15 protein-coding genes and 2 tRNA genes are annotated in these 15,493 nt (G+C 71.6%); 11 read left to right on the forward strand and 6 right to left on the reverse strand.

What is annotated here, in order from left to right; genetic code table 11:
• Nucleotides 1-4: 4 nt before the first annotated feature.
• A complete protein-coding gene (locus tag O7602_RS03530) occupies nt 5-1,117 on the reverse strand; it encodes a TOMM precursor leader peptide-binding protein (RefSeq protein ID WP_281586798.1) in 1,113 nt (370 codons plus the stop codon).
• Nucleotides 1,118-1,297: 180 nt separating this feature from the next.
• Nucleotides 1,298-1,465: a DUF5679 domain-containing protein gene (locus tag O7602_RS03535; protein ID WP_007464795.1), complete on the reverse strand. Its 168-nt coding sequence runs from the start codon at nt 1,463-1,465 to the stop codon at nt 1,298-1,300.
• 477 nt (nt 1,466-1,942) lie between these two features.
• Between O7602_RS03535 and O7602_RS03540 the strand changes: the two genes are divergently transcribed.
• Nucleotides 1,943-2,464 (forward strand): M48 family metallopeptidase, encoded by a 522-nt coding sequence (locus O7602_RS03540; protein WP_281586799.1) that lies wholly within the window; start codon nt 1,943-1,945, stop codon nt 2,462-2,464.
• A 207-nt stretch (nt 2,465-2,671) separates the two neighbouring features.
• Nucleotides 2,672-3,274, forward strand: a complete 603-nt coding sequence (locus tag O7602_RS03545; RefSeq protein WP_281586800.1) for a hypothetical protein — start codon at nt 2,672-2,674, stop codon at nt 3,272-3,274.
• A 178-nt stretch (nt 3,275-3,452) separates the two neighbouring features.
• Here O7602_RS03545 and O7602_RS03550 read toward each other — a convergent pair whose 3' ends face one another.
• Nucleotides 3,453-4,724 carry a zinc-dependent metalloprotease gene (locus tag O7602_RS03550; protein ID WP_281586801.1) on the reverse strand — a complete coding sequence of 424 codons (1,272 nt, stop codon included), beginning with the start codon at nt 4,722-4,724 and terminating at the stop codon, nt 3,453-3,455.
• A 114-nt stretch (nt 4,725-4,838) separates the two neighbouring features.
• On the opposite strand from O7602_RS03550, the gene O7602_RS03555 reads away from it, so the two are divergent.
• From O7602_RS03555 to O7602_RS03590, 8 genes are all read left to right on the forward strand, one after another.
• Nucleotides 4,839-5,852 carry a PDZ domain-containing protein gene (locus O7602_RS03555; protein WP_281586802.1) on the forward strand — a complete coding sequence of 338 codons (1,014 nt, stop codon included), beginning with the start codon at nt 4,839-4,841 and terminating at the stop codon, nt 5,850-5,852.
• Nucleotides 5,853-5,977: 125 nt separating this feature from the next.
• Entirely contained in the window at nt 5,978-8,965 is a 2,988-nt protein-coding gene (locus O7602_RS03560; RefSeq protein ID WP_281586803.1) for a UPF0182 family protein, read from the forward strand.
• A 60-nt stretch (nt 8,966-9,025) separates the two neighbouring features.
• Nucleotides 9,026-9,099: transfer RNA gene (locus O7602_RS03565), tRNA-Met, on the forward strand.
• A 474-nt stretch (nt 9,100-9,573) separates the two neighbouring features.
• A tRNA-Met gene (locus O7602_RS03570) sits at nt 9,574-9,647 on the forward strand.
• A gap of 106 nt (nt 9,648-9,753) precedes the next feature.
• Complete coding sequence (locus O7602_RS03575) at nt 9,754-10,002, forward strand: hypothetical protein (protein WP_281586804.1); 249 nt, start codon at nt 9,754-9,756, stop codon at nt 10,000-10,002.
• 152 nt (nt 10,003-10,154) lie between these two features.
• Complete coding sequence (locus tag O7602_RS03580; protein WP_281586805.1) at nt 10,155-10,988, forward strand: phosphoribosylaminoimidazolesuccinocarboxamide synthase; 834 nt, start codon at nt 10,155-10,157, stop codon at nt 10,986-10,988.
• A 75-nt stretch (nt 10,989-11,063) separates the two neighbouring features.
• Nucleotides 11,064-11,372, forward strand: a complete 309-nt coding sequence (locus tag O7602_RS03585; RefSeq protein WP_281586806.1) for a Scr1 family TA system antitoxin-like transcriptional regulator — start codon at nt 11,064-11,066, stop codon at nt 11,370-11,372.
• Between the two features lie 26 nt (nt 11,373-11,398).
• Entirely contained in the window at nt 11,399-11,560 is a 162-nt protein-coding gene (locus O7602_RS03590; RefSeq protein WP_281586807.1) for a DUF397 domain-containing protein, read from the forward strand.
• A gap of 52 nt (nt 11,561-11,612) precedes the next feature.
• On the opposite strand, the gene O7602_RS03595 is transcribed toward O7602_RS03590, so the two are convergent.
• Both O7602_RS03595 and glpK read right to left on the reverse strand, forming a co-directional pair.
• Entirely contained in the window at nt 11,613-12,344 is a 732-nt protein-coding gene (locus tag O7602_RS03595; protein WP_281586808.1) for a VOC family protein, read from the reverse strand.
• Between the two features lie 28 nt (nt 12,345-12,372).
• Complete coding sequence (gene glpK, locus O7602_RS03600) at nt 12,373-13,857, reverse strand: glycerol kinase GlpK (protein ID WP_281586809.1); 1,485 nt, start codon at nt 13,855-13,857, stop codon at nt 12,373-12,375.
• A gap of 65 nt (nt 13,858-13,922) precedes the next feature.
• Between glpK and O7602_RS03605 the strand changes: the two genes are divergently transcribed.
• Entirely contained in the window at nt 13,923-14,861 is a 939-nt protein-coding gene (locus O7602_RS03605; RefSeq protein WP_281586810.1) for a ribose-phosphate pyrophosphokinase, read from the forward strand.
• A 79-nt stretch (nt 14,862-14,940) separates the two neighbouring features.
• Here the strand turns inward: O7602_RS03605 and O7602_RS03610 are convergent, their stop codons facing one another.
• Nucleotides 14,941-15,408 (reverse strand): ATP-binding protein, encoded by a 468-nt coding sequence (locus O7602_RS03610; RefSeq protein ID WP_281586811.1) that lies wholly within the window; start codon nt 15,406-15,408, stop codon nt 14,941-14,943.
• Between the last annotated feature and the right edge of the window lie 85 nt (nt 15,409-15,493).

The following is a 15,493-nucleotide window of genomic DNA, read 5'->3' on the forward strand; positions in this document are numbered from 1 at the left end:
ATTGTTACCGACGCGAGGGGCCGGCTGCTGCCGTGCGGCCGGGAGCGGCCGGGGCCGACCGGATCGGGCGACGCCCGCAGCAGCCGCAGGACGGATGCGGGGACCAGCGGCGATGCCGGAAGCGCCCGGCGCCCCGGACCTCCACCGCGACGCCGAGCGTCTCCGGTGTGCCGCCGTCGAGCTGGGTCAGCGCCTCAGCCGTCGCGAACGCCGCCGCGGCGAGCCGGGTGGCGGTCGCGCAGGCCGGCTCGCCGTGGTCGGCCGCGAGTTGGGCGGCGAGCGCCGGCCAGTCCGGGTCCCGGTCGCCCCGGTGCAGGTCGAGGCAACGCAGGCAGGGGCCGGCGGGCGGACGGACCAGTGGCCCGATCACGGGTACGCCGCCGCGCACGTCGAGCAGGAGGTGGGGCTGCCGGCGGAGGGCGTGCCCGAGGGCGAGCGCCTCGGCCGGTCGGCCCACACCGAGCTGCACCACCAGGTGGGGCCGGGCCGCCCGCAGCGGGCCGGTGGCCGTGCCCGGCGCGCACCGGCTCAGCGTCTCGCGTACCGCCGGGGCCAGTGGCCGACCCAGCTCCGCGCCGGGCAGGCCGGTCCCGACCAGGTCGCCGGCGCGGACCGGGCCGGACAGGTCGGGTACGACGTGCCCGACCCCGGCCTGGGCCAGCGCGACGGCGACCGCGGCACCGAGCCGGCCCGAGCCGGTGAGCAGCACCCGGGCGGCCCGGCGGCGGCGCAACAGCCGGGCCGGCGTGCCGGGCAGGTCGGGTGCGGCCAGGCCCAGGGCGTCCGCCTCCGCGACCAGCCGGGCCCGGGGCGCCCCGGCGAGGTCGCGGGGGAGCAGGGTGTGTCCGGGTACGACCAGACCGGCGGCCCGGAGCGCGTCGAGCAGGGCGCGGGCCTCGTCCGGTGGCACCCGGGCGGTGGTGGCCGCGGCCAGCACGGCGCGCTCGCTGCGGGTGCCGTCGAGCAGGTCGAGCAGATGGGTGGTGCCCGGGGTGGCGACCTCCAGCAGCACCGCCGGGCCGGGTTCCAGGCCGAGCTGAAGGGTGTGCCGGTCACGCCAGAGGCGGGTCAGGCCGGGCAGCAGGGTGGGACGGGGAAGCGGAGTGGGAGAGGTCACGCCACGAATGGTGACCGTTTCCAAGCGCTCCGTCATTCGTTGTCCACAGGCGCGGTGCGCCATGGCCAGCATTGTCCACAGGATTTCGCGGGTTTTCCACAACCCGTCGGTAACTGAGTCGGATGCCCGACGGGGGAGGGGCGGCCGAGGCCACTCCTCCCCCGGTCGAACCCGGACGGGTCAGACCTTGGCCTTGCCCAGGATGCGGTTCACTGTTGTGCCGCACACCGGGCACTTGCCCTTGGCCATGTTCATGCCGGTCTTCGAAACCTCCACGTGCCCCTCGAAGTCCCGCTTCTCCTTGCACTTGACGCAGTAACCGTTGTAGGTCTGGGCCTGGTCGGCCACGGTAGCCTCCTCGTCTCGTCCGCCGAAGGTGTCCCCGGCGGGTCTCCCTGCGGCGGGCCACGAGTGGCACCGGCGCCGGGGGGTTCTCCGCGATCAGTCTCCTGATCGCTGGTTGGCGGACCCTACCCAGGTCTGGGGGGTTCCATGTCAGCTGCACGCCGACTCTGTGAGCAAGTCGACGACGAGAGTGTGCATGCCGAGTAACGTCGGATAAGTCAGTTTCGCGGGGACACGCCGGGTAAATGCGCTCAGATCCCCTTCGCGCGACCCTCCCGCGACCGGCCCGTCGTAGATCACTTAACGTGAGGGGCGGCGGACAGGTGATGGTCAACTACCGTCGCAAAGAAATTTTTCGGGACTCTTGGGAACCAATCATCGTTTTCCGGGCGCGTGTCGTCGTGTTGACTCTTGCGGAGCCCTGGTCAGTACGCATTACCGTTCCCTCGTGACAGTCAACCGAGGCTGCGCGAGCCGGTAATGGCCGGGACGCGGAAGCCCGTCGTCGAGGTGCGGCGCAGCCAGCGCCGGCGACGCACAGTGTCCGCGTACCGGGACGGGGAACGTGTCGTCGTCCTCATCCCCGACCAGTTCTCCCGGGCCGAGGAGAGCGAGTGGGTCGATCGGATGCTGGCCCGGCTGGCGGCCCGCGAGGGCCGGTTCGCCCGCTCGGACGCCGAGCTGCTGGCCCGGGCCGCCCGACTGATCGGGCTCTACCTGCCGGAACACGGCTCGGCCGCCGAGCCGGCGAGCGTCCGCTGGGTGACCAACCAGAACGGCCGCTGGGGTTCCTGCACCCCGGCCGACCGCACCATCCGGATCTCCCACCGCATCCAGGACATGCCCGACTGGGTGATCGACTACGTCCTCCTCCACGAGCTGGCGCACCTGATCGTTCCCAGCCACAACGCAAAGTTCTGGGCCCTGGTCGCCCGCTATCCCCGGGCCGAGCGGGCCCGCGGCTACCTGGAGGGCGTGGCCGCCACCGCCGGCGTCCCCTGACCCCCGCCCCAACGCGCCGCCCACCCGACAAACGCCCCCACCTGGTGCGTGCGCCCTTACCCCTCCGTGGGCCCCACCCAGTGCGTCGATCATGAAGTTGACGGCATGCTCCGTCCGATATGTCGCGGCTAACTTCATGATCGACTGCGCGGGTGTGCGGGTGTGCGGGTGGGTAGGTGGGTGGGGAGAAGGGGCTAGGGTCGGCGGATGGTTCGACGTGTGGTGGTGGCGTTGCTCGGACCGGTGGGCTGGGCGCCGCCGGGGATCGAGCCGGCGCGGTGGCGGACCGCCCTCGCCGAGGATGTGGTGGACCTGCTGGCCACGCTGAACGAGGTGGAGACCGCGGTGGCGGTCACCCCGGCGGACCGCTGGCTGGCCGACGCGGTGGTGTGGCCGGGCACCGCCGTGTACGAGGTACCCGAGCCCACCCCGAACGCCGTCTTCGCGACGCTCACCGGTTACGACCAGGCGGCCGTGGTCGCCGCCGACGCACCAGACGTGCCCGGACTGACGCTCGGCAAGCTGCTCCGGCCGCTGTCCAGCCGACCGGTGGCGGTCGCCCCGGTGGAGGGGGACGCTTCGGGCCTGCTCGGGGTGGCCGTGCGGCTGCCGATACCGGAGTGGTTGCCAACGCTGGACCTTGACGCGTCTGCGCCAGCCGAGGTGCGCGCGGCGGCACCCCGGCCCGGGGACGTGGCCGTGACCGCCGGCTGGCGCCGACTACGCGGCCCGGCCGACCTCGGTGCCCTCGACCCGGCCTTCGAGGGCTGGGAGGCGACCCGGGCGCTGCTCTCCGGCCGCCCAGCCTGACCGCCTGTCCCACGCGGGCTGGGGCTGGGTTCTCGTCGCCCGACCAGCGTTCGCCCGCGCTCGCCGCCCAAGAAGGCTGACCGTGCGCCCGCCCCGGCCCAAACGGTCGATGGGACAGCGGACAGAGAGACGGTTGGGCCCGCACGACGATCCGTGCGGGCCCGACCGGTGTGCGACGTCAGGACTTGTCGTCGTCCTCGCCCGGGGTCGGCTCCTCCGGCGCGCCCGGCGCCGAGAAGTCGAAGCTCGCCAGCTCCTCGTCCAGGTCGCTGCCGGTCGTCGCGAAACCCTGCGGGTCGGCGAAGTCGTCGTCGGAGGGGAGCAGGTCGGGGTGGCCCCAGATCGCGTCCCGGCCGGCGATGCCACGCTGCTCGGTCAGCGCCGCCCAGAGCACCGTCGCCTCCCGCAGCCGGCGTGGCCGCAGTTCGAGGCCGACCAGGGCGGCGAACGTCTGTTCCGCCGGGCCACCCGCGGCCCGGCGGCGGCGGAACGCCTCGCCGAGGCGTACGACGTTGGGCAGGCGGTCACCGGCGGCGCTGTCCACCACGTGGCACACCCAGCCCTCGACCAGGGCGAGGACCGTCTCCAGCCGGGCCAGCGACGCTTTCTGCGCCGGGGTGTCCTCGGGGGTGAAGATGCCCTCCAGGGCGATCGCCTGCATCGACTCCGGGTCGGTCGGGTCGACCCGGCCCATCGCCTCCTCGATCGCCTCCCGGTTGACCCGGATGCCGGCGGCGTAGTTCTCCACCGCCGTCAGCACGTGCCCGCGCAGCCACGGCACGTGCTGGAAGAGCCGCTGGTGGGCGGCCTCACGCAGGGCCACGTAGAGGCGTACCTCGTCCTCCGGCAGCTCCAGGCCCTCGCCGTACACCTTGATGTTGGCCGGGATGAGCGCGGCGGTGCCGGCGGGGCCCAGCGGCAGGCCGATGTCGCCGGCGGAGAGCACCTCGGCGGCGAGTGAGCCGAGGGCCTGGCCGAGCTGCCCGCCGAAGAGCGCGCCGCCGAGCGTGGCGACCATCGACTGCATCGGGCCGAGTTGGGCCCGCGCCTCCGGCGGCACCAGGTCGCCCATCGCGCCGACCATCCGGCTGGCCACCGGGTCGCAGAGCTTGCGCCACACGTCGAGCGTCTTGAAGATCCACTCGTTGCGGTTCCAGGCGACCGACGAGCGGATGCCGGTGGGCCACGAGGTCGCCGGCTCCAGCCAGAGATCGGCGATCCGCAACGCGTCCTCGACCGCGTTGCGTTCGAACGGCGAGACCGCCGGGTCACCGGCGGCGGCGAGCTGACTCGCGGCGACCTGCCGGGCGAGGTCCCAGTTGACCGGCCCGCTGCCCGGCGCGGACAGCAGGTGCTGCAACTGCGACATGAACTGCTGCATCTGCGCGGGGTCGTTGGGGTCTGGTGGTTGACCACCCGGGAGCGCGAAGCCGAACGGAATATCAGGCACGACCTCTACGGTACGCGGGCTGCGCCGCAGGTCGTGCCCGTCGGCGTTGCGCTGAGGGCGAAGTCCGCGGTCACCGTGCCGGACGGCGCGGGACGGATCGGTACGCTCTGGCGCATGAGACGTCGTGGCCTGACCGTCCTGCTCGGTGCGCTGCTCACCGCTCTGCTCAGCGTCGGCGTGTTGAGCGTGCCCCTGCCGTACGTGGTGCTCGGCCCCGGCCCGACGGTCAACACGCTCGGCAGCGCGGACGGCAAGGAGATCATCCAGGTCACCGGTCGCGCGACGTCCACCTCCGCCGGGCAGCTCCGGCTCACCACGGTCGGGGTGCAGCCCACCGTCCGGCTCCGGTCGGCGCTGGCCGGTTGGTTCTCCTCGGACGAGGCGGTGGTGCCGCGGGAGCTGGTCTACCCGCCGGGGGAGTCGCAGGAGGAGGTCGAGCAGCGCAACGCGGAGGACTTCCAGAACTCGCAGACCAGCGCCGAGACGGCGGCCCTGCGCGAGTTGGGCTATCCGATCCGGGTGCGGGTCAAGACCGTCACCCCGGGTGGGCCGTCGGTGGACGTGTTCCGGCCCGACGACGTGCTCACCTCGGTCGACGGCACGCCTGTCACCAGCGCGGCCAAGCTCACCGAGCTGATCCGGGCCAAGCCGGCCGGCACCGCCCTGACGATCGGTTACACCCGGGGCGGCACCCCGGGCACGGCCACGGTGACCAGCCGGGAGCAGGACGGACGGCCGCGCATCGGCGTCGAGATCGACCAGCAGCAGCCGCATCCGTTCACGCTGAAGATCGACCTCGGTGACATCGGCGGGCCGAGCGCCGGGCTGATGTTCACCCTCGGCATCATCGACAAGCTCGAACCCGCGGACCTGACCGGCGGGAAGGTCATCGCCGGCACCGGCACCATCGACGACGAGGGGCAGGTCGGTCCGATCGGCGGCATCGCGCAGAAGCTGGTCGGCGCCAAGGAGGCCGGAGCGAAGGTCTTCCTGGTGCCCGCGGACAACTGCGCCGAGGCGGTGCGGAACCCGCAACCGGACCTGCCGCTGCTGCGGGTGGCGACGCTCGACGACGCGCTCACGGCGCTGGAGACGCTCCGCGCCGGAGGACAACCGACGCGCTGCTGAGCCGGAGCGGTCAACTCCCGCCGGCGATCGTGACGTGACCTTGACCCGACGTGTTCAGGAACACCCCGTACTCTGGGTGCCTGGTCGGAGCCGATCACATCAAACGTGCGGAGCCAATAGTGGTCATGCGTAGCAGTCCCCTGCCGAGGATGAGCCGGCGCGGGCGCGTCACCATCGGGGTCCTGATCGGGGTGTTCGTGTTGTTCACCCTGCTCGGGTGGGGAGTCAACGCCTGGACCGACTGGCTGTGGTTCGACGAGGTCCGCTACACCCAGGTCTTCACCGGTGTGCTCGCCACCCGGCTGCTGTTGTTCCTGGTGGTCGGCGTCGGCATGGCGCTCGTCATCGCCGGCAACCTCTGGCTGGCCTACCGGGTGCGTCCCCGGATGCGCCCGCACTCGGCCGAGCAGGCCACCCTGGAGCGCTACCGGATGCTGCTGAGCCCCCGGCTCGGCACCTGGATCGCGCTGGTCTCCGCCGTCGTCGGGCTCTTCGCCGGCCTGTCCGCGCAGACCCGGTGGAGCCAGTGGCTGCTGTTCCGCAACGGCGGCGACTTCGGCGTCAAGGACCCCGAGTTCGGCGTCGACGTCGGCTTCTACGTCTTCCAGCTCCCGTTCTGGCGTTACGTGCTCGGCGTCGGCTTCACCGCGGTGGTGCTGGCCCTGCTCGGGGCGCTCGCCGTGCACTACGTCTTCGGCGGGGTGCGCCTCCAGGGCGTCGGCGACCGGATGACGAACGCCGCCCGCGCCCACCTGAGTTCGCTTGTCGCCGTCTTCGTGCTGCTCAAGGCCGTCGCCTACGTGCTGGACCGGCGCGCGATGCTGCTGGAGTACAACGAGGGCACCAAGCTCTACGGCGCCGGCTACGCCGACGTGAACGCGCTGCTCCCGGCGAAGGAGATCCTGGCCTGGATCTCCATCCTGGTGGCGCTCGCGATCATCGTCTTCTCCAACGCGGTGATGCGGAACCTGGTCTGGCCCGGCATCTCGCTGGCCCTGCTCGGCGTCTCCGCGGTGGCGATCGGTGGCATCTACCCGTGGGCCGTGCAGACGTTCGAGGTGAAGCCGAGCGCCCGGGACAAGGAGGCGCGGTACATCGAACGCAGCATCGCCGCGACCAGGTCCGCGTTCAGTCTCGAAGGCACGAAGACCACCGGGTACGCGGCGAGCAACCTCGTGCCACCGGCCAGCCTGGCCACCGACACCTCGGTGGTGCCGAACGTCCGGCTGCTGGACCCGCAGCTCGTCTCCGAGACGTACACCCAGTTGCAGCAGGTCCGTGGCTTCTACGACTTCGGCTCGAAGCTGGACATCGACAGGTACTCGGTCAAGGAGAAGACCTCCGACTACGTGGTCGGCGTCCGTGAGATCAACTACGGCGAGCTGACCGACCAGCAGAGCAACTGGATCAACCGGCACACCGTCTACACCCACGGGTACGGCCTGGTCGCCGCGCCGGCGAACCAGGTGGTCTGCGGCGGCCAGCCGTTCTTCGTCTCCGGCTTCCTCGGCGAGAAGGCGCAGGAGGCGTGCTCCGCGCCGAGCGAGGAGATCCCGGCCCAGCAGCCGCGCATCTACTACGGCGAGCGGATGGAAGCCGACGACTACGCGATCGTCGGGCAGGACGGCGACCGCAACGTCGAGTTCGACCGCCCCACCCAGACCGGCGGCGAGCAGTACTACACCTACTCCGGCGAGGGCGGCGTCAAGATCGGCTCGTTCCCCCGGCGACTGCTCTACTCGATCAAGGAGCAGGAGCCCAACTTCCTGCTCTCCGAGGCGGTCAACGAGAACTCGAAGCTGCTCTACGTGCGTAACCCGCGCGACCGGGTGGAAAAGGTCGCGCCGTTCCTCACCCTCGACGGCGACCCGTACCCGGCCGTGGTGAACGGTCGCGTCCTGTGGATCATCGACGGCTACACCACGGCGGCCACCTACCCGTACGCCGACCGGGTCAACCTCCAGGCGGAGACCGCCGACGAGCTGACCGGCCGGGGCACGTTCCAGCTCGCCCGGGAGAACGTCAACTACATCCGCAACTCGGTGAAGGCCACCGTCGACGCGTACGACGGCACGGTCAAGCTCTACTCGTACGACGACACCGACCCGGTGCTGAAGGCGTGGAACAAGGCGTTCGGCGGGGACCTCGTGCTGCCCAAGGGCGACATCCCGGCGGAGCTGGCCGCGCACTTCCGCTACCCGGCCGACCTGTTCAAAGTGCAGCGCAACCTGCTCACCAAGTTCCACGTCACCGATCCCGGCGACTTCTACTCCGGTCAGGACTTCTGGCAGGTGCCGAACGTGCCGGACGCGCCGGACAGTGGGCAGCGGCAGCCGCCCTACTACCTGTTCACCCAGTTCCCCGGGCAGGAGGGGCCACGTTTCCAGCTGACCTCCGCGGTCACCCCGAACGGGCGGCAGAACCTCGCCGCGCTGGTCTCCGGCTCGTACGTGGACGGGCAGCCGCGCCTGGAGGTGCTGGAGTTGCCGGACCAGACCCGGATCTCCGGGCCGACCCAGGTGCACCAGCAGATGACGAACAACGGCGACATCCGGCAGCAGCTCAACCTGCTCTCCTCCAACCAGGCCCAGGTGCAGTACGGCAACCTGCTGTCGCTGCCGTTCGCCGACGGCATGCTCTACGTCGAGCCGGTCTATGTGAAGAGCAGCAGCCAGGACGCGTACCCGCTGTTGCAGAAGGTGCTGCTCTCCTACGGTGACGGCGGCTCGTACGTGGTGCTCGCCAACAACCTCGGCGACGGCATCAAACAGTTGGTCGAGCAGGGCAAGCAGGCCGGATCGGGCAACCCGCCGCCGAGCAACGACGACGACAACAACCCGCCACCGTCCGGCGGCGACAACAACACCCCGCCGCCGCTCACCGGCGAGCTGGCCGACGCGGCCGGCAAGGTGCAGAGCGCCATCGCCGAGGTCAAGGCCGCGCAGGCGTCCGGCGACTTCGAGCGGTACGGGCGGGCGTTGAAGGCACTGGACGAGGCGATGACGGCGTTCCAGCAGGCCCAGGCGGCGGCGAAGGGATCCGCCGCGCCCGCGGGCAGCGCCTCGCCGTCAGCGCCGGCGTCACCCGCGCCGTCGGTGTCACCGAGCGGCTGACACCGGCCGACACCCCGTTTTGCGCCTCGCCGGGCCGGTGCGCTACGGTTAACGAGCCGACGCGGGGTGGAGCAGCTCGGTAGCTCGCTGGGCTCATAACCCAGAGGTCGCAGGTTCAAATCCTGTCCCCGCTACTCGTGACGAAGGGCCCCGGAGTTCGCTCCGGGGCCCTTCGCTGTTTCCTCTGGTCCGGGCCTTGGCCCGGCTCCCGGCTCCCGGCTCCGGTCTCCCGGCTCCCGCCCTCGGCTCCGGGCTCCGGGCTCCCGGCCTCGGCCCTTTCTCGGCCTTGGCCCCTCGCCAGCTCGGGGAAGTGGTGTGGTCCGAGGCATGCGGACCGCACCACTTCGGCGAAATGGTGATGAGCGAGGGAGTGTGCCGTCGCGCCGTGGGTAGGTGCGGTTCCGGCGCACGTGCGCTCGCGGGACCCGGGGAAACTGCTGCCCGGCGCCAGTTCGGGGAAACGGCGGTATCCGGGGTGTGCTGACCTCGCCGTTTCGGCGGAGTGGCGGCAGGGCGTGCCAGGTCGGCGAGGTGGCGTTGTCGGGGCCGGCGGGATCGGGGACCCGGCTGATCTCCACCATCGGGATGGAGTAGGCTGTACCTACCGACGCGGGGTGGAGCAGCTCGGTAGCTCGCTGGGCTCATAACCCAGAGGTCGCAGGTTCAAATCCTGTCCCCGCTACGTGATCGCGAAGGCCCCGGAGGAAACTCCGGGGCCTTTCGTCATGTCTCGATCCTTCCGCCCGATCCGGCGTGCCGTGGTTGCGTGCCTCGGCGAGGATGGGGGCATGGCTGGATGGAACAGATGGTGGGGCCGCCTGGGCGCGGTCATCGGGACGGTCGTGCTCTCGGTCTTCGTGCCGGTTGCGGCCTGGGCGTCGACGGGGACCGGCGAGGTCGTGGTGGAGGCCGCGCGCCGGCGCTCCCGTGGCGGCTTCGGGTTCCTCGGGCTGCTCTGCTGCCTGGTGGTGGTCGGCGGGATCGTGCTGCTGGTGCTGCTTCTCACCCGAGGCCGGCGCAACCGCCCGCCGCGCTGACGTGCCGAGCCGAGCCGCGCTGCCGCGCCGCGCGGCGCTTGAGCGGTGTTAAGCGGGGCCCCCGCCTCTACCAAAAGCGTTAAGCGGGGGCCCCTCCTTAACCGCCGGCCAGGGCGGCGGGGGGCCGAGCCCGACATGGTGTAATTGGCGCCGTGGAACTTCTGCACTCGGGCAAGGTCCGGGACGTCTACACCGACGGCGCGGACCTGATTCTGGTCGCCTCCGACCGCGTCTCCATCTATGACGTGGTGCTGCCGACCCCGATCCCGGACAAGGGCCGCCTGCTCACCGCGCTCTCGCTGTGGTGGTTCGAGCAGTTGTCGGACCTGGTGCCGAACCACGTCCTCTCGGCCACCGACGTGCCGGCGGAGTTCGCCGGTCGGGCGGTCCGGTGCCGGCGGCTGGAGATGGTGCCGGTCGAATGCGTGGCCCGGGGCTACCTGACCGGCAGCGGCCTCGCCGAATACGAACGCAGCGGCTCGGTCTGCGGCGTGCCGCTGCCCCGTGGGCTGGTGGAGGCGTCCATCCTGCCCGAGCCGATCTTCACGCCGACGACGAAGGCGCCGATGGGTGAGCACGACGAGTCGATCACCTACGACCAGGTGGTCGACAAGGTCGGGCCGGAGACCGCGGAGCGACTGCGGCAGATCACCATCGACGTCTACCGGCGGGGTGCGGAGATCGCCGCCGACCGGGGGCTCCTGATCGCCGACACCAAGCTGGAGCTGGGCTGGGCGACGGACGGCACGCTTGTCCTCGCCGACGAGCTGCTCACCTCCGACTCGTCCCGGTTCTGGCCGGCCGAGTCCTACCAGCCCGGCCGGACCCAGTTCTCCTTCGACAAGCAGTACGTGCGGGACTGGGCCGTGGAGAGCGGCTGGGACAAGCGCCCGCCCGCGCCGGAGGTGCCCGCAGCCGTGGTCGAGGCGACCCGCGCCCGTTACGTCGAGGTGTACGAGAAGCTCACCGGCAACCGCTGGGACTGACCGCGTCACCGCCATCTGCCCGTACCTGCTGGACCCGCCCGGGGTAACCCGTCGAGCGAGACCGCGCTGCGGCGGGTGGTCGGCGACCGGGACGTGCAACGGGCCCAGTGGGAGCGGCTGGTCGAGCTGGCCGCGTTGCCGCACATCCGGCTCTACGTGGTGCCCGACGGGGTGGGCGCGCATCCGGGTCTGACCGGCGGCTTCGTGCTGGCCATGCTGCCGGACGGCGACGAGGTGGCCTATGTGGACGGCGTCTTCGGTCACGTCGTCGACCGGCCGGACGCCGTGGCTACGATGAGGATGATGTGGGACACGCTGCTCAGCGAGGCACTGCCCGCCGGCGTGTCCGTCGAGCTGATCGGAAAGCTGGTGAGCGAGCTGTGAACACTGCCCCCACCCCCCGGTGGCGCGTGTCGAGCCGGTCTGGCAACGGCGGCAACACCTGCGTCGAGGTCGCCGACAACCTGCCCGGCCGGGTGCTGGTGCGCGACTCCAAGGATCGCGCCGGCGGCACCCTCGGGTTCGCCCCGGCCGCCTGGCGGGCCTTCGTCGCGCATGTCAAGGTCGGCTGAAGGGCCTACGCCCAGCCCGCCCGGGGGCGGCCGGGCGTAGTGCCTCCGGCGGTCAGCCCGGGGTGAGCAGGCAGAACTCGTTGCCCTCCGGGTCGGTGAAGACCTTCCAGTGGATGTCGCTGCGACCCAGATCGACGGCGGTGGCGCCGAGCGCCCGCAGCCGACTCGCCTCGGCCTCCATGTCGTCATCCGGGTAGGGGCGGACGTCGAGATGGACGCGGTTCCAGCCGGTCTTCGGGTCGGGCGAGCGGAGGAACAGCAGATAAGGGCCGACGTCCTTGGCGGAACGCAGCACCGCCTTGTCGTCGGTCACCTCGTGCAGGGTCCAGTCCGTGGCCTCGCTCCAGAAGCGGGCCATGAGTCGCGGGTCCGCGCAGTCGACCACCACCGAGGCGATCGGCCCGGTCTCGTCGTAGTGGGAGTCGAGCACGCAGAACTCGTTGCCGTCCGGGTCGGCCATCACCGTCCACGGGACGTCGCCCTGGCCGATGTCGACGGTGGTCGCGCCGAGCTGCGTCAACCGCGCGACGATTTCCGCCTGATGGGCGGCCGAGGTGGCGGCGAGGTCGACGTGCACGCGGTTCTTCACCGTCTTGGGTTCCGGGGAGACGACGAGGTCGATGCAGACGGCCGTCGGGTCGGGATAGACGATGCCCGGGGGCTCGAGGTTCGTCACGCCCGGACCCTCGCTGGAGATCTCCCAGCCGAGCGCCTCCGCCCAGAAACCGCCGAGCGCGGCGTCGTTCCGAGCCTTCATGTTGATCTGCACAAGCCGCGTCGCCATGCCGCGATGCTAGGCGATCGCCGGCCGGCTAGTCCTCCCAGTTCAGGGTGCGCTGCACGGCCTTGTGCCACTGGCGCAGTTGATGCTGCCGGTGCGCCGGGTCCATGGCCGACTCCCACTGGGCGTCGGAGCGCCACTTCTCCCGCAGCGTGGCCAGGTCCGGCCAGAAGCCGACCGCCAGGCCGGCCGCGTAGGCGGCGCCGAGGCAGGTGGTCTCGGTGATCCGCGAGCGCACCACCGGCACGTCGAGCACGTCGGCGAGAAACTGCATCAGCAGCGCGTTGCCGGTCATCCCGCCGTCCACCCGCAGCCGGCGCAGCGCGACGTCGGAGTCGGCGTTCATCGCGTCGACCACCTCGCGGGTCTGGAAGGCGGACGCCTCCAGCGCCGCCCGGGCCAGGTGGCCCTTGGTGACGTAGCCGGTCAGACCGGCGATGACGCCCCGGGCGTCGCTGCGCCAGTGCGGGGCGAACAGGCCGGAGAAGGCCGGCACCACATAGCAGCCGCCGTTGTCGTCGACCGTGCGGGCGAGCTCCTCGACCTGCGCGGCGGTGGAGATCAGACCGAGGTTGTCGCGGAGCCACTGCACGAGTGAGCCGGTGACCGCGATCGCGCCCTCAAGCGCGTACGCGGCCGGCTGGCCCTCGATCCGGTAGGCCACGGTGGTGAGCAGGCCGTGCCGTGACGGCACCGGGCTCGCGCCGGTGTTGAGCAGCAGGAAGCTGCCGGTGCCGTAGGTGCACTTGGCCTCGCCGGGCTGGAAGCAGGTCTGCCCGAACAGCGCGGCCTGCTGGTCGCCGAGCGCGCTTGCCACCGGCACCCCGGCGAGCACTCCCTCGGCGGTGCCGTAGACCTCGGCCGAGCAGCGGATCTCGGGCAGCATCGCGGCCGGGATCCGCAGCGCGTCCAGCAGCTCGGGCGCCCAGTCGAGGGTTTCCAGGTCCATCAGCAGGGTGCGGCTGGCGTTCGTCACGTCGGTGACGTGCCGCCCGGTCAGCTTCCAGATGAGCCAACTGTCCATGGTCCCGAACAGCACCTCGCCCCGCTCGGCCCGCTCGCGCAGCCCGTCGACGTGGTCGAGGAGCCAGCGCAGCTTCGGCCCGGCGAAGTAGGTGGCCAGGGTCAGGCCGGTGCGGGCCCGCAGCCGCTCGGCGTCGTACGTCTCGGCCAGCTCGCGCAGCAGCGGTGCGGTGCGGGTGTCCTGCCAGACGATCGCGTTGGCGACCGGCCGGCCGGTCGCCCGGTCCCAGACCACTGTGGTCTCCCGCTGGTTGGTGATGCCCACCGCGGCGAGGTGCTCGGGACCGATGTCGGCGTTCGTCAACGCCTCCCGCACCACGTGCTCGACGTTCGTCCAGATCTCCTCCGCGTCGTGCTCGACCCAGCCGGGTCGCGGGTGGATCTGCCGGTGTTCGCGCTGGGCCACGGCGACGATCTCGCCGGCCCGGTCGAAGACGATGCACCGTGAGGAGGTGGTGCCCTGGTCGATGGCGGCGACGAACTCTCCGGTCACGCAGGCACCGTACCCGCCGGGAGCGTCCCACGCCTCCCACCGACCGGCCCGTACGATCAGCAGACGTGCGTGACATTGCCGTGTTCAGCGGGACCGCCCACCCCGACCTCGCCGCCGAGATCTGCGCCCACCTCGCCGTACCGCTGCATCCGGTGCGGGTGTCCCGGTTCGCCAACGACTGCCTTGAGGTGCAGTTGCAGGCGAACTGCCGGGAGCGGGACGTCTTCCTCATCCAGCCGCTGGTGCCGCCGGTGCAGGAGCACCTGGTCGAGCTGCTGCTCATGATCGACGCGGCCCGGGGCGCGTCGGCCGGCCGGATCACGGTGGTGCTGCCGCACTACGCGTACGCCCGGTCGGACAAGAAGGACGCGCCGCGCATCTCCATCGGCGGGCGGCTCGTCGCCGACCTGCTCACCTCGGCCGGGGCGCACCGGGTGCTGGCCATGACGCTGCACTCGCCGCAGGTGCACGGTTTCTTCAGCGTCCCGGTGGACCACCTGCACGCGTTGCGCGAGCTGGCCGCCCACTTCCGCGGGTACGACCTGGGCAACGCGGTGGTGGTCTCGCCGGATCTGGGCAACGCGAAGGAGGCGGCGGCGTTCGCCCGGATGCTCGGCACCCCGGTGGCAGCCGGCGCGAAGCAGCGGTTCAGCGACGACCGGGTGCAGATCAGCACGATCATCGGGGACGTGGCGGACCGCGACGTGATCGTGCTGGACGACGAGATCGCGAAGGGCAGCACGGTGGTCGAGTTGATCTCGCACCTGCGGGAGCGGCGGGTCCGCTCGATCCGGCTGGCCTGCACGCACGGGCTCTTCTCCAGCGGCGCGTTGGAGCGGCTGAGCGCGCAGGACGGCGTGTTGGAGATCGTCTGCACCAACACCGTGCCGATCCCGGCGGAGAAGCGGGTGCCGAAGCTTGAGGTGTTGTCGGTGGCGCCGGCCCTGGCCGAGGCGATGCGCCGGATCCACAACGGCGAGTCGGTGAGCGCGCTCTTCGGGTGAGGGCGGGGGCGGCCGGGCCGCCGCCCCGAGGGCCGGGTCGCGGCCGGACGGTCAGCCCGACGGCCGGGTGGCGGGACGGTCAGCCGTCGAGCGGGCCGGCGGTGGGCTGGCGGGTGGTCAACGCCGCGGTGATCCGGACCACCGTGCCGGCGTCGCCGGTCTCGACCTCCATGGTGTCGCTCAGCTCCCGGGCCAACCAGAGGCCCCAACCGCCGGCGGTCTCCGGCGCCGGTCGGTCGCGGTCGCGCAGCCGCCGTTCGCTGATCCCGGAGCCGTGGTCGGCGACCTCGCAGACCAGCTCGCCGGTCCGGCGCCAGAGCCGGAGCCGGCCCTGCCCGCCGCCGTGCCGGACCGCGTTGGTGATCAGCTCGTTGACCGCCAGCACGAAGTCGTCGAGCCGCTGGCCGGCGAGACCCACGGCGTGCGCGCAGGAGGTGACCGAGTGCCGAAGCTCGGTCACCTGGGCCTGGTCGAAGGTCTCGGCGATCAGGAGGGAGGTTTCGATGGGCACAACCGTACGCGGTGCGGGGAGTTCTCCGTTTGTCATGACCCGTCCCGACGATGCTTCCCGACGACTTCGCGGCTTTTCCACCGTACGTCAGGGTTTCCCGGACCGCTCCCGGAGGCCCCCC

It is taken from the genome of Micromonospora sp. WMMD1128 (genome assembly GCF_027497235.1).
Classification (GTDB): Bacteria; Actinomycetota; Actinomycetes; order Mycobacteriales; family Micromonosporaceae; genus Micromonospora.

What these genes read in the sequence shown, in the direction of transcription:
- O7602_RS03560 (WP_281586803.1), top strand. Translation starts at nt 5,978, where the DNA reads ATGCGTAGCAGTCCCCTGCCGAGGATGAGCCGGCGCGGGCGCGTCACC.
- O7602_RS03595 (WP_281586808.1), bottom strand. Translation starts at nt 12,344, where the DNA reads ATGGCGACGCGGCTTGTGCAGATCAACATGAAGGCTCGGAACGACGCC.
- O7602_RS03545 (WP_281586800.1), top strand. Translation starts at nt 2,672, where the DNA reads ATGGTTCGACGTGTGGTGGTGGCGTTGCTCGGACCGGTGGGCTGGGCG.
- O7602_RS03555 (WP_281586802.1), top strand. Translation starts at nt 4,839, where the DNA reads ATGAGACGTCGTGGCCTGACCGTCCTGCTCGGTGCGCTGCTCACCGCT.
- O7602_RS03575 (WP_281586804.1), top strand. Translation starts at nt 9,754, where the DNA reads ATGGCTGGATGGAACAGATGGTGGGGCCGCCTGGGCGCGGTCATCGGG.
- O7602_RS03610 (WP_281586811.1), bottom strand. Translation starts at nt 15,408, where the DNA reads ATGACAAACGGAGAACTCCCCGCACCGCGTACGGTTGTGCCCATCGAA.
- O7602_RS03540 (WP_281586799.1), top strand. Translation starts at nt 1,943, where the DNA reads ATGGCCGGGACGCGGAAGCCCGTCGTCGAGGTGCGGCGCAGCCAGCGC.